The sequence below is a fragment of the Segatella copri genome, from assembly GCF_009494835.1.
GTDB classification, from domain to species: domain Bacteria; phylum Bacteroidota; class Bacteroidia; order Bacteroidales; family Bacteroidaceae; genus Prevotella; species Prevotella copri_F.
The window spans coordinates 94,175-108,957 of sequence record NZ_VZBE01000071.1; the positions used below are offsets into that span (position 1 = coordinate 94,175).

At 42.9% G+C, this 14,783-nt stretch carries 9 protein-coding genes and 1 pseudogene; 6 read left to right on the plus strand and 4 right to left on the minus strand.

The features are described from left to right. Positions 1-75 precede the first annotated feature (75 nt). The 4 genes from F7D47_RS10305 to F7D47_RS10320 all read right to left on the minus strand — a co-directional run bounded on the left by F7D47_RS10305 (position 76) and on the right by F7D47_RS10320 (position 4,429). Complete coding sequence (locus F7D47_RS10305; protein ID WP_022120668.1) at positions 76-750, minus strand: hypothetical protein; 675 nt, start codon at positions 748-750, stop codon at positions 76-78. A gap of 42 nt (positions 751-792) precedes the next feature. Beyond that, on the minus strand, positions 793-2,169 hold the full coding sequence (locus F7D47_RS10310; protein WP_118190312.1) for an MFS transporter: 1,377 nt from the start codon (positions 2,167-2,169) through the stop codon (positions 793-795). A 62-nt stretch (positions 2,170-2,231) separates the two neighbouring features. Next, complete coding sequence (locus tag F7D47_RS10315; protein ID WP_153085784.1) at positions 2,232-2,993, minus strand: porin family protein; 762 nt, start codon at positions 2,991-2,993, stop codon at positions 2,232-2,234. A 41-nt stretch (positions 2,994-3,034) separates the two neighbouring features. After that, the gene (locus F7D47_RS10320) at positions 3,035-4,429 is read right to left on the minus strand and encodes a PBP1 and LysM peptidoglycan-binding domain-containing protein (protein ID WP_228112459.1); all 1,395 of its coding nucleotides are present in this window, start codon (positions 4,427-4,429) and stop codon (positions 3,035-3,037) included. Between the two features lie 239 nt (positions 4,430-4,668). Here F7D47_RS10320 and F7D47_RS10325 point away from each other — a divergent pair. From F7D47_RS10325 to F7D47_RS10355, 6 genes and pseudogenes are all read left to right on the plus strand, one after another. Continuing rightward, positions 4,669-4,977: pseudogene (locus F7D47_RS10325) on the plus strand (T9SS C-terminal target domain-containing protein); the annotation flags it as partial. Positions 4,978-5,004: 27 nt separating this feature from the next. Continuing rightward, the gene (gene uvrA, locus F7D47_RS10330) at positions 5,005-7,845 is read left to right on the plus strand and encodes an excinuclease ABC subunit UvrA (RefSeq protein ID WP_153085788.1); all 2,841 of its coding nucleotides are present in this window, start codon (positions 5,005-5,007) and stop codon (positions 7,843-7,845) included. 113 nt (positions 7,846-7,958) lie between these two features. After that, entirely contained in the window at positions 7,959-8,822 is an 864-nt protein-coding gene (locus tag F7D47_RS10335) for an Rpn family recombination-promoting nuclease/putative transposase (RefSeq protein ID WP_153085790.1), read from the plus strand. Positions 8,823-9,849: 1,027 nt separating this feature from the next. Continuing rightward, on the plus strand, positions 9,850-10,980 hold the full coding sequence (locus F7D47_RS10345) for a DNA cytosine methyltransferase (RefSeq protein ID WP_153085792.1): 1,131 nt from the start codon (positions 9,850-9,852) through the stop codon (positions 10,978-10,980). Further along, positions 10,977-12,584: an McrB family protein gene (locus tag F7D47_RS10350; RefSeq protein ID WP_153085794.1), complete on the plus strand. Its 1,608-nt coding sequence runs from the start codon at positions 10,977-10,979 to the stop codon at positions 12,582-12,584. The genes F7D47_RS10345 and F7D47_RS10350 overlap by 4 nt, the downstream gene beginning before the upstream one ends. A 39-nt stretch (positions 12,585-12,623) precedes the next feature. Continuing rightward, complete coding sequence (locus F7D47_RS10355) at positions 12,624-14,780, plus strand: restriction endonuclease-like protein (RefSeq protein WP_262884366.1); 2,157 nt, start codon at positions 12,624-12,626, stop codon at positions 14,778-14,780. Positions 14,781-14,783: the final 3 nt, after the last annotated feature.

Here is a 14,783-nt window from a genome sequence, read left to right on the forward strand (position 1 = left end):
AAAGTAAAAAGGGGCAATCAGTTGGTTCATCCCAATCTGATTGCCCTTTCTCTATTAACTATAAACTGTTAACTATTAACTATTCACAAAGTTACCAGTCTTGTCAAGAAATCCGTTCTCGCCATCTTTTGATGCTTCGAAGTAAGGATATTCATCACGCAAGCAAATTTCGTCGTAAAGGAAATCCGCCACTACCGTATCGTTACCATCCGGCATTACCAGTCCCATCTTGCCATTCTTCTCAGCTATTACCGGCATGATGCTCAAGTCATCATTATAAATGTAGCAGGTGCGCAAGAAATCATAAGTTGGCGAGAGTAAGATGTTGCCTTGATGATCTTTCATACCGAACTTTCCATCCTGCTCAAATACCTCATGATACTGAATGTATTTCGCTTTGATGCGCTGGTAATAAAAAACCATCTTACGCTTATCGTTGACAAAATCCAGCATATACTGGAAGGTGTCACAATAGTTGGCTACCGAACGGACCAGAATCATCTTCAAGTCAAGACCATCCAATGCTTTTCTGTTCAGATCAATATACTTGGCTATCGCCTTCTCCTTCTCTGGTACAGAGAGGCTGGCTAGCCTTTCCTCAAATTTCAACATAGCTTGCTTGGTACCCGACATACCCTTGATATACCGGTGTATCTGTCTGCCCATCTCAGAACATACAAACTTGTCAATCTCCTGCTGCTCTATCGGGTCAGCATAGTCCTTAATCAATGATTCAGGTGTCGCATTCATGGTTATTTCCTTTCTTTTAAAAATTATACTTTCACTCTTCACTTATTTCACATTAGGCTTCTGCAAACCATATCCCTTTCTCTTATCTTCAAACAAGAGGAGGAAAGAGATGATAATAGCAATCACACCGAAGGCTGCAAAGATAGTCATCGTCTGGGTATAGTCGATAACACCATCAGCACCCGTATTAGCCTGGTTCACCTTTCCAATCCATACCGGAATGAGAGCCAGTCCGATGTTTTGGATGTAGAAGATAAGAGCGTATGCAGTTCCTAAGAGTTTCATTGGAATAATCTTTGGCACAGATGGCCACATGGCTGATGGTACCAGTCCAAATGCAATGCCCAGGATGAGCATCAGCACGATGGCAAGCACCCATGAGTTGATTGGCAGGGCAAACATGACGTGCACAAAGGTCAGGAGGCAACTGCCGATAATCATCAGCGTAGCACCCTTGCCATACTTATCGTATATACTACCGAAGAGCGGTGTGAGGAAGATGGTACCGAATGGCAACATCGCAGGAATCAGACCTGCCAAATTAGCATCCACACCATACTTGAAAATCATCAGTTTGGTGGCAAACTTCAGGAATGGGAATACACCGGCATAGAACATCAGGCAAAGGAATGCCACATACCAGAAACCTGTTGTCTTGAACAAACCGCCCAAGTCTGAGAACTTGAAACCTTCTTCCGGTTCTGTAGCTACAGCTGCTGCAGAAGCATCCTCCTTCTTGTCCATCACGCAATAAACCAGATAAACCAGTACACCTGCGCAAAGCAATACGGCACCTAAAGCAACAGAAGCAGAAACACCGCCCATCGCCTTGGCAAAAGGAAGAGAAGCACTCAGAGCTGCAGCAGTTCCCAAACGAGCCGTAGCAACCTGTACACCCATTGCCAGAGCCAACTCATGGCCCGTAAACCACTTCACGATAACCTTGCTCACTGTGATACCGCATATCTCGCATCCTACACCATAGATGGCAAAGCCAAGAGCAGCTATCACTACCTGTGTACTATAAGTACCGAAGAATGGTACAGCAACCATTCCGTCAAACTCATGACCTAAAGCATACCACTTCAACAAGGCTCCACCAAACATCAAGACGGTAGAGAGGATACCAGTGAAACGGATGCCAAACTTATCGAGGATAAGACCACCGAAGAAGAGAAGCAGGAGGAACACATTGAAGTATCCGTAAGCTCCAGAGAAGAAGCCGTACTCATCCGAATTCCATCCGAGTCCGAGACCATTCTCTGCTCCCTTGGCTGCTGTCAAAAGAGGCTCCAGTGGAGACATCACATCTGTAAAAAAGTAACCGAACATCATCGTGATACTCACGATGAGGAGGGCGGTCCAGCGAGCTGACTTAGAGTCGCTCAATTTCATCTGCATTTTTTCTGTTGTACTCATTTTCTTTAAAACATAAATGATAAACCCGTTATCATTATTTATTATCAATTATTAATTATCATCTATTTCCGTTTCACGTTCTTCGTTCTGGTGATATCAAAGAGATAAGAGAGTTTCAGAACAATCTGTCCGTAGTTACTCTTTCCGAAATAATCACGCTTAGAAGCACCGTAGATATTTCCCAGACCATAGTAGTATCGGGCTTCGGCAAGGAAATGCCCCACCTTCGGAATACTGTATTCAGCACCCAGACCCAGGGCGATACCATAATCGAGCTTGTTCTTGACTGCCATCGTATCCTGAGCCACTACCGGACTTACACGGTTATTGTCGGTTGCCGGCATGTGCTCTACCGAGAAGTTGGTCTTCTGCGAATCACTCAGATAGAGACCAAACTGCGGACCGGCATTCACGAAGATATTCAGTCCTCTTATCTCCCTGCCCCATGCCAGATGCGCAAAGATTGGCACCTGAATATAGTTGATGGTACGCTTGTAAGCCATCGCCTCTTTGGTTTCGGTGATAATCACCGGATTATTCTCCATATCCAGGATATCCTCTTCCCATCCTGCCTGCGCATAGTTTACCTCGGCATAGATAGAGCAGATGGTCTTGAAATATTTCTCACAGGTATATCTCATCGAGAAACCGCCCGTCAGTCCGCCGTGCTGCTTCTGCTGTACCTCGGGTATGAATCCTACGCTACTCATCATATAGCCCCCATTAAAACCGATGGCGAAATCATTACGATGCTCTCCTATCTGTGCCGAAACTGGAATTCCGAAGATGAGCATCAGAATCAGCAGCCCAATATTTCTATTCATTATCAACTATAAATTGTAAACTATAAATTGTAAACTATAAACTAGTACTTCACCGCCTCTATCTGATGATTAAAGGTATAGTGAATCAACTGGAAACTCTTGTTCTTGTATCCTCCTCTACTGGTCTTCTCGAAACGGAGTGGAGTCTGCACGGGCTGGTAAGTCATCTGCTGGCGCTCACCTGTAAAGTTCTTGCCATATCTCTTGACGCCCTGAATCAGATACATTCCGTGATCGAAACCGGTGATGGCGAATCTTGGCTGTGCCACCATCATAGGCTGATGGAACCATCGCTCATAACGGCTCTCAAGCGCCTTGGTCTGTGCTGAGTTCGGGTTATAATAGAAGGTGGAAGGGATATAAGTATCATACTTATAGAATCTTTCCAGATTATACTTGGCATACATCAGCCATTCGGTATAGCCGAAGAGAGAGATGGCTGCACCCGGATACTTCGCATCAAATTCGTCGAGTTTGTTCAATACCTGAGTCAACTGTGGTGAACGTCCCGTATTCAGGATAATCACATTCTGCTTGGAAGGCATGAAAGCCTTGGCAAACTGATCGATGCTTGAATTCATATTGGTGATGCTATAATTGATTTTCCTACGTTCCAGTTCCTTGCGCAGACCGAACGTAAAGTTGCCCTTTCTCGAAGTAGAATCATTGCAGTCTACAAAGATAGGATGCACATTGGTAAATCGGCTCAGGAATGCCTTGATGGTCGCATCATTCAGCGCATCATCGCTCTGATAAACCTGGAAAATCTCTTTGTTTCTTTCTACATCATCTCCGCTGATAGAGAACGGAATCACCATTTTGATGCCGTAGTTCTTGCAGAAGTTGGTCAGCGGAGCCACCTGCTTGGTATAAAGTGGACCAAAGATGATATCACATTGGTTAGCGCCCTCCTGCAAGAGTGTATTCCGGATATCAGCATCAATAGGAACGTTCCAGGCATGCACATCTATATCGGCGCCCTGCTGCTTCAGGGTTTCGCAAGCCAGCAGCAAACCGCGGTAATACTCCACCATTCGCTTGCCGTCGCCATCAACATTATGCAAAGGTAACATCACGCCTACCTTTACCGCATTTCTGGCAACTGCAGCCTTTGAGGTTGCCGGAGCTGTAGCAGTTTTCTGAACCGTCGCCCCATTCCCCGACTTCTGACCGTTCACCTGATTAGGATTCTTCTGGTCTTTGGTGTATGGAATAAAGAGCGTAGCTCCCTTCTGCAGCATGTATCCCTCACGCTTCATCTCCGGATTGGCATCCATCAGTTCAGGAAGGCTCAATCCGTATTTATTGGCGATACCAAAGATGGTATCTTTCTTCTTAACCGTGTAAATGTCGCGCCATTTTATAGTCTGCGCGCCAATGCTGACACTGAGCAGAAGCCCAACGAGCAGCAGGAAATATCTCATTTTTTGTCTCATATCACAAGATTTTTTTAACGATATCTTCAAATATTTCATGTTTTCATCTGCAAAAATACAAAAAATCTTGCATCTGACGCAATATCTCTCATCTTTTTATTATCTTTGCACAAATTATTTTAGAAATGAGACGAAAAATAGCATTACTTTGCATCATGTTGCCACTTTTGACGTGTCAATTACACGCTCAGGAAGTCAACGACGACGAGGAGGACAACACAGAAGAGACGACCAAGGTCAGTTCTCTTCTCATGCCGAATGCCTTCTCTCCAAATGGCGATGGCATCAACGACATCTACAAGCCCAAGGATGGTTACCGGAACATTGAGGAGTTCCACGCCTATATATATAATAGGTGGGGACAGAAACTCTATGAATGGACCGACCCTGCCACGGGATGGGATGGCACCTACCGTGGAAAACCGGTCAAGGAGGGTGTCTACTTCTGTCTCGTCAAGGCGAAGGGAGCAGATGGCGTGGTGTATAACATCAAACGTGATGTCAACCTGCTCAGAGGTTATACCGAAGAGCAGAACAGTAACTATTAGGCAAACAGCAATTAGCAGAATTGGAATATGAATTCAGAAGAAAAGATAAATGTATGGGGCGCACGGGTCCACAACCTCAAGAACATAGATGTGGAGATTCCGCGTGATTCCCTCACCGTGATTACCGGACTCTCGGGTTCGGGCAAGAGTTCACTGGCTTTCGACACCATCTTTGCCGAAGGTCAGCGCAGATATATCGAAACATTCTCTGCCTATGCCCGCAACTTCCTGGGTAATATGGAACGCCCGGATGTTGACAAGATTACGGGATTGAGTCCGGTCATCAGCATCGAACAGAAAACCACCAACAAGAATCCTCGCTCTACCGTGGGCACTACCACCGAGATTTACGACTATCTCCGTCTGCTCTATGCTCGCGCCGGTACTGCCTACAGCTATCAGAGTGGCGAGGAGATGATGAAATATACCGAGGAACAGGTCATCGACATGATTCTCAGCGATTATAAGGGCAAGGCTATCTTCCTGCTCGCTCCCCTCGTACGCCAACGCAAAGGTCATTACCGCGAACTCTTCGAAAGCATGCGCAGAAAGGGGTATCTCTACGTGCGACTCGACGGCAACATCCTCGAAATCGTTCCCAATATGAAAACCGACCGCTATAAGAACCACAATATAGAAGCTGTGGTAGATAAACTGGTGGTGAAGGAAGAAGATGAGGAACGCATCCGCAAGAGTGTGGCAACGGCTATGAAACAGGGCGACGGCATGGTAATGGTTCTTGAGAAAGGTGCCAAGGAGGCCAAGACATACTCCAAGCGTCTCATGGACCCTGTAACGGGTATCGCCTACCAGGATCCAGCTCCTAACATGTTCTCCTTCAACTCTCCCGAAGGTGCCTGTCCGCATTGCAAGGGTCTGGGAAAGGTGAACCAGATTGATATCAAGAAGGTAATTCCCGATGATAAACTCAGCATCCATGAAGGCGGCATCGCTCCGCTCGGCAAATACAAGAACCAGATGATTTTCTGGCAGATAGAATCATTGCTCAGCAAGTATGACCTCAACTTGAAGACGCCTATCTGCGAGATTCCGGGCGATGCCATGCAGGAAATTCTCTATGGCTCGCTCGAAAACGTGAAGATAGAAAAGGAAAAGGTGCATACCTCTACCGACTACTTCTGCGCCTACGATGGCATCATCGACTACCTGCAGAAGGTGATGGAGGATGACGAGAGTGCGGCGGGCAAGAAATGGGCCGACCAGTTTATCTCTACCATCGAATGTCCTGAATGTCATGGTTTGCGACTCAAAAAAGAATCGCTCTCTTTCAAAATCTGGGATAAGAATATATCCGAAGTAGCCAGTCTCGACATCGATGAACTGCGCGATTGGCTCGAAGAAGTGGAACAGCATCTGCCTTCGATGAAAGCGAAGGTGGCCCACGAAATCATCAAGGAGTTGCGCTCACGCGTTACCTTCCTCCTCGATGTGGGACTCAATTATCTCTCGCTCAACCGCCAGTCAGCTTCTCTATCGGGTGGCGAGAGCCAGCGCATCCGTCTGGCTACTCAGATTGGTAGCCAGCTGGTCAACGTGCTCTATATCCTCGATGAGCCGAGCATCGGTCTGCACCAGCGCGACAACGAACGTCTGCTCAACAGTCTGAAGGAACTTCGCGACCTGGGCAATACCGTTATTGTGGTGGAGCATGATGAAGATATGATGCGGGCTGCCGACTGGATTGTAGATATCGGTCCGAAGGCGGGACGCAAGGGAGGTGAAGTTGTCTTCCAGGGCACTCCCCAGGAGATGCTCAAGACCGATACCATCACCGCCCAGTATCTCAACGGAAAGATGGCTATTGAGGTGCCTGCCCTCCGCAGAGAAGGCAACGGCAAGCATATTACCATTCACGGAACAACGGGCAACAACCTCAAGGGGGTAGATGTTGATTTCCCACTTGGCAAACTCATTGTCGTAACGGGTGTCAGCGGCTCAGGCAAATCCACTCTCATCAACGAGACCCTCCAGCCTATCCTCTCGCAGCATTTCTACCGTTCGCTCAAGAAACCGATGCCATACGAGAGCATCGAGGGTATCGAGAATATCGACAAGGTGGTGAATGTAGACCAGAGCCCTATTGGCAGAACGCCTCGCAGCAATCCAGCAACCTACACAGGCGTGTTCAGCGATATCCGCTCGCTCTTCGTAGGACTTCCCGAGGCAAAGATCCGCGGTTACAAGCCGGGCAGATTCTCCTTCAATGTGAAAGGTGGAAGATGCGAGGAATGTAAGGGTAACGGATATAAGACCATCGAGATGAACTTCCTGCCAGATGTCTACGTACCTTGTGAGGTATGCCACGGCAAACGCTACAACCGCGAGACGCTGGAGGTAAGATACAAGGGAAAGAGCATCGCCGATGTTCTCGACATGACCATCAACCAGGCGGTAGATTTCTTCGAGAATGTTCCTCAGATACTGCAGAAGATCAAGGCATTACAGAATGTAGGTCTCGGATACATCAGGTTAGGACAGAGTTCCACTACCCTCTCTGGCGGTGAAAGTCAGCGCGTAAAACTGGCTACCGAACTCTCGAAGCGTGATACGGGCAAGACGCTCTATATTCTCGATGAACCGACAACCGGTCTGCATTTCGAAGACATCCGCATCCTGATGGATGTACTCCAGAAACTGGTAGACCGTGGCAATACGGTCATTATCATCGAGCACAATCTCGATGTCATCAAACTCGCCGACTGGCTCATCGACATGGGTCCGGAAGGTGGACGAGGCGGCGGTCAGCTCCTCTTTGCCGGTACACCAGAAGAAATGGTAAAGCAGCAAAAAGGATATACCTATAAGTTCCTCGCCCCTTTACTGAAGAAATCAGGGAAACCTGAATAAATCAGGATAGGAACGAAGGCTGTGGCAGAAGAAAATTTTTAAAAAACGCTCTAAAAGTTTGGATGTTACAAATATTAAGTTTATCTTTGCATAAGATATAAAACAAACAGCGTATGAAACAGGTAGAAGAACGATACATCAGCTTGCTGACCGATTTCGGCTTCAAGCGCATTTTTGGAACAGCAATGAACAAGGATTTGCTCATTTGCTTCCTCAACAGCTTGTTCAATGGCAGACAGGTTGTTAAGGACGTTTCGTATCTGAACCCGGAGCACGTCGGTGATGTTTATACCGACCGCAAGGCTATCTTCGACGTGTATTGCGAAGGAGAAAACGGCGAGAAGTTCATCGTAGAAATGCAGAATGCCTATCAGACTTATTTCAAAGATCGTGCTCTGTTCTATTCTACCTTCCCTATCCGTGAGCAGGCACCCAAAGGTAATGAATGGGATTTCAAGCTCAACCATATCTATACCGTAGCCCTGCTCAATTTCAACATGAACGAGGATGCCTTCGACAAGGAGGAAATCCGTCACCATGTACAGTTGTGCGATACCGCTACCCACAAGATTTTCTATGATAAGCTGGAGTTTATCTATGTAGAGATTGCCAAGTTCAATAAGACCTTGGAAGAATTGGAAACACTCTACGAGAAGTGGCTTTATGCACTAAAGAACCTCTATAAACTTACTCAGCGCCCGAAAGAACTGTGCGATAAGGTTTTCGACCGACTTTTCGAGGAAGCAGAGATTGCCAAGTTTACACCTCAGGAGATTCGGGAATATGAAGCTAGTAAAATGGCATATCGGGATATCAAGAACTCTATTGATACGGCGAAAAAAGAAGGTAGAATAGAAGGTAGAACTGAAGCCAACATTGAAACGGCTAAACGTTTGTTGGCTATGGGACTTCCAACAGAACAGGTAGCCAAAGCGACCCAGCTACCTTTGGATATGGTTCAAAATCTGAGCAAATAATAAAAGTGAAAACTAACGTTTTTCTTTTATGCTGGATACCATAACAAATAACCCCAACCTACTTTTTTAAGCGGGTTGGGGCAATTTGTTTCTGTTTAAAATGTAACGATAGCATGGTACCGATTACATCGCTACGCTTGGTAACGATACAGCGCTATCGATGACTGCTATCCATTTATCTTCACAAACATCAAAGGTCCAATCCTTGTAAAGGAGGAAGACATGGATACTTATATCAGAAACCACGAAAATGACTTCATCGGTCAAGCCGAGGAATCCTTGCCAATCAAATCTTACAGAAGATTGTTTGAATTATTCGACATAGATACCGACTGGCTTGAATTATAACATACCGCCAAAGTACATGATATATGAATGTACTTTGGCGGTACGCTATTTAAAGAATTTATTTACTATCAGAGTTATTCTTCCTCTTCAGAATCACAGCCACTATCGGCGAAGCCATCATCGAAACCGATATCATATTCTTCTTTATACCCAAGCTCATACTCCCTCCTTTTCTTCCCCTTATACCGACATGCATCATCGTAAGAATCGCCTCGTATATTTTCGATACCATCATTATACCTATCCTCCTGCCCCTGATCAAGAGCAGCCTCAATGATTAATATTTAATTAATGATAAAGAAATAAAAAAGAATATTGATATGATATACAATATAACGTATTTTCAGAAACTTTTCTAGTTTTTTTTGTTATTTCTCAAAATAATATTGTACCTTTGCTCTCAAAATAAATATAATTATGAATATAGCATATAACATTAAGATTATGTGGGATTGCTTGATACCTCAAGTTAGAGACTTCAAAAAACAAATCCCTCACTTATGAAAATAAAGAAAAGCTTAAGATTCGTATTTACTTTTTATAAAGAAAGAAAGTGTTTGATGCACTTAATTACAAATCTTAAATAAGCATTTTTCTGACATAACAAATCAATCTAAACTTTTGTTGTTCAGAAACTAACATGTTGAATAAGTAAGCTTATAGAATTAAGAAACATAAAATGAATATATTCTCATTCTTCTCTGGAGCCGGCTTCCTTGATTTAGGCTTTGAAACTCAGGGACATTTTAATGTGGTATTCGTCAATGAATTCCACAAAGCCTTTAATGATGTATATAAGTATGCACGCAAAAACATGAATTTGCCAATGCCTATTTACGGACATCATGTAGAAGATATTACTTTATATCTCGACGCAGAGCATCAGGAACGACTTGCGGCACTGAAAGCAATGGTTGAAGAATCAAAAGCTCATCAATTAACAGGGTTCATAGGAGGACCTCCATGTCCAGATTTCTCTGTTGCCGGTAAAAATCGAGGTAGAAATGGTGATAATGGTCGTCTTTCCGGTACGTATGCTAGTTTGATATGTGAAGCTATGCCTGATTTCTTCTTGTTCGAGAATGTGAAAGGGCTTTATCGCACAGCAAGACACCGTGAATTTTTTGAAGAACTCAAACATCAGTTTAGAGATCACGGATATTATTTGACAGAAAGACTGATTAATTCTTTGGAATATGGAGCTCCGCAAGATAGAGACCGAATTATCTTGATAGGTTTTCATCAGAGTGCAGTTAATAGGCTGCACTTGCCGGTTCAAGACAACATGCTTATGGATTTTCCTTGGGATAATCATAAGTTGTACAATCTGGAGGATATTAAAAAACTTCCATGGCCAGGCGTTGAACCATATCATGAAGGTATAATGACAAATATGCCTGAAGGAATTATAGAGCAGCTGACTGTGCAGTATTGGTGGAACCGGAACGATGTTATGCACCACCCTAATGCTGATATGTATTTCCAGCCGAGAGCAGGTATATATCGTTTCCAGACCAAAGATGAGGGGGATGTTGCTCGTAAATGTTATAAAAGGCTTCATAGATGGAGATATTCACCAACAGCAGCTTATGGCAATAATGAGGTTCATGTGCATCCTTATCTTCCAAGAAGAATATCTGCTGCAGAGGCTTTGGCTATTCAGTCACTCCCACCGGAGTTTGTCTTGCCGCCAACTATTTCGCTGACAGATGCCTTCAAGACAATAGGCAATGGTGTTCCCTATGTTGCAGCATATGGTATAGCAAATACAATTTATGATTACATTCATCAACATAATCCAGAATTATGAAACTGACAATAGAACATGTTATAGATTTAGTTGACCAGCTACCAAAAAATAATCTATATGATTATGTTAGTGGTGGTAAAAACAAGGCCAAACTTATAGGAGTAAACAGAGATGATCAAAAATTAGAAATAGTTAGAGTCAACTCTGATAATTCAGAAACGGGTGCCAATATGTCAAAAGATGTCTTGGAGAAACTGTGCTCCAAGGTTAATTCTAACCAACCTTTCAAATTTGATAGTGTTCTTGACGGAAGTGGCAATACACGTTCTACATTTGAGGCTATATTTGCACATACAACAGAGTTCTATGCATGTAAAGTTGGTAATGTCAAGCACTTGGTTTGGGTTCCACAGATAAAGCATAAAATAGGTGAAATCTGTTATTATGATACGATTAAGGATGAAATTCAAGAATTGGGATTAGATTTCTCAACAAATATAAATATGGCTTATCGAAATTATATAACAGCTATCAAGAGTAAACCATTCCTGCTTCTTGCCGGTATCTCAGGTACTGGCAAGAGTCGCATTGTGCGTGAATTAGCACGTGCTTGCTGGGATGTTGATTCCAATGAGTATGAGGCGCAAAAGCCAAGAAACTTTGAAATGATTCAGGTAAAACCAAATTGGCATGATTCAAGTGAATTGATAGGCTATGTTAGTCGTATTGGCGCAGATCAGGATGGTAATGGTATTTCATTTGTTGTTGGTGATTTTTTAAAGTTTATAGCGAAAGCTTGGGGAGAACCTGACGTTCCTTATTTCCTATGCTTGGACGAAATGAATCTTGCCCCAGTAGAGCAGTATTTTGCAGAATATCTGAGTGTAATAGAGTCAAGAAAAGTTGATATGGAAGGGAACGTTGTAACTGATCCTATATTAAAGCAGAATGCTCAATCTTGGTATTGGAACCTTTGCACAGAACTTACTGATGATGAAAAATTGAGAGCACAATTCCGCGACAAGGGTATATCTATTCCTCAGAACTTGATTGTAGTAGGAACAGTGAATATGGATGAAACGACCTTCTCTTTCAGCCGTAAGGTACTTGACCGTGCAATGACAATAGAAATGAATGATGTCAATCTTTATGGTGGCTTAACTCATCGTTACGAACAAATCGGTAAACTCTCTTCAGAACATCTTGTTGGAAATGCTGTAGAAGGAGTTGATGTTTACGAATCGAATAAAGATGTTTGTGATGTGGTAATCAACTATTTGCAAGATATTAATAAGAAACTCGAAGGAACACCTTTCAAGGTTGCCTATCGTACAAGAAATGAATTCTTACTCTATATTGTTAATAATCTCCCATACAATAAGGATGATTCTGGAGAAGAGTTATCTTTAGATTTTGTTATAGCTCGTGCATTGGATGAAATCACTAATATGAAGATTCTTTCCCGAATAGAAGGCGATGAAACAAAGGTTAGTGCTGAATTCCTTACAGAGCTAGAAAATACAATAAAAAGGAGTTTAGAGGCTATAAGTCATGAAAGTTTCGCTAAAGAGCAGACGGAAAATACGCACAAGTCTATTTCGTTGGCAAAATTGAGTGAAATGAAGAAACGTCTTTCATCGGGTTATACAAGTTTTTGGAGCTAATATATGGAACTTCTGACGATTAAACATCAAGATTTCACAATGAGCATCGAATGTAGTAAGTTCGATGCCATTTGGCAGAAGGCTGCGAGTAATGTAGGTGTTGAGAATCTTACATCTTCTTACTCGTGGTCTGAAGGTGTGTTGTCTGTAGTCAGAATGGATGAAGAAGGCCATAAAAACGCCCTTTCTCTTGGGGATGATGCGCCTGCAGTATTCTTTGATAATGCAGAATACCCAATATGGGTTGAGTTCGAAGATTATGTAACAGGCGCAGATTTTGGCAGCACTCTTCAGAGCGACAATGAGAATTTTAGCTTCAGAAGAGGGATACTTGCAGGTTTCCTAAATTATAAAAACGATATTGGCAAAAGTGAAATTCTTATCAACTATACTGTTGGAAAAGAGATTCGCCATTTCTCTTTTGGCTTTGAAGTGTTGAGTTCAAAACTGAACTATCATGAGCACTGGAAACAGATAGTAGAAGATATAGAAAAAGAATACCGCATGTTGTCTCTTGATTATCTGAGACGAACTTTTCATGGTTTCACTCCAGATGAAGAAGGGGAAACGCCAGAACTTATATGGTGGAATATATTTGCAGGTGAACAGAAAAAGTTTATCAATGCAGTCAAGAGTATTATTGAGCGCCCTCGTCATAGGCTGCATAGTATTGAAACCTATGTCAGGGCAGATAAGCTAATTCACATACCAACTTCTATTGAAAATGAATTGGCAGAACACCGCAAAGAACAAGCTCACCTTTATCGTGTAGAACGACAAATACAGAGTAATGATACGCAAGAAAACCGTTTTTTGAAGTATGCTCTTCAGCAGATAACTGCAAGATATGAGTCATTAAAAAAACGGATTGAAGCTACTAAGGGGGTATCAGATGCTTTTAAAAGCGAAATGGATTCTGTTCTAGCTACGTTGAAATATCTTGGTAGAAATCCTTTTTTTCGAACCATAGGGCGATATAAGGGTTTGAATCAGGAAAGTATGGTGCTGCAGAAAGCAACCGGTTATAGTCAGGTATATCGAACCTGGAACCTTCTTCGTCGTGCATATTCTTTGTACGACGGCATCTATCGTCTTCAAACCAAAGATATAGCAACACTTTATGAAATTTGGTGTTTTATAGAGGTTAGCCATATTGTAAAGGAACTTCTTGGTGACGATGTGGATATGGATCACCACAACCGAGGTGAAATGAACGGTTTATTCACCTGGAATCTTAAAAAGGGAGAACATTCGTGCATCTTGTTTAAGAAAGACGGGGTGGAGCTTGCAGAACTTGTCTATAATCCCAAGCATACTGATCAAGAAAATGACTCTATCAGCATGGAAAATCTTGTTGTTCCAACTGTTGCTCAAAAGCCGGATATTGTCTTGCAGCTTACAAAGAATGACCTTCAGAAAAATATGAAGATGACTTATCTCTTTGATGCAAAGTATCGTATTGACGGCAAAGTGAATGGTGTTGATACACCACCAGAGGATGCTATTAATCAGATGCACCGCTATAGGGACGCCATTTATTATAAGGACCATTCATCTGCAGAACTTAAAAAAGAAGTCATAGGTGGTTATATTTTGTTTCCTGGTGGTGGAGAAAAGGTCGATGTTGAAGTCTCAAAATTTTACAAGACAATAGACGAGGTTAACATAGGTGCTTTCCCACTTCGTCCAAAGGATGTAGAGAATAGGGATTTGTTGGTTAAATTCATTGAATCTTTGATAGGAAGAGCTTCTATAGAGATACTTGATGAGAGTATTCCTCAAAAGGGCTTGTACTATACCTCAGATGAGCCAAAGAATGCAGAATACATGATTTTGACCATTGATAAAGAAGTTAATGATGATTTGGATGCTGTTCTTAATGGTTATGCCAACACAATAGTTATGGGCAAGAAGGGTATAGAAGAAACGAAGGATATTCAAACAATCCGATACATTGCTCCTATCACTTTTGGCAGTCATATTAAGGGCTATTATAGGGTGTCTAAGGCAAATTTGATTCGGGTAGAAGACGTAGAGTATCCTATCCGTATAAAGTTTGATGTTGGCGATTGGGTATCGTTGGAGTATCCTGCTAAATTCGGTATGCCTAAGTGGGCTCTTCGGGGTGTTTGTAAGACCAAGGAAGAATTCTTTAGACATTGCAAAGAACAGGCTATTTATAAAGAGAACGAATAATAT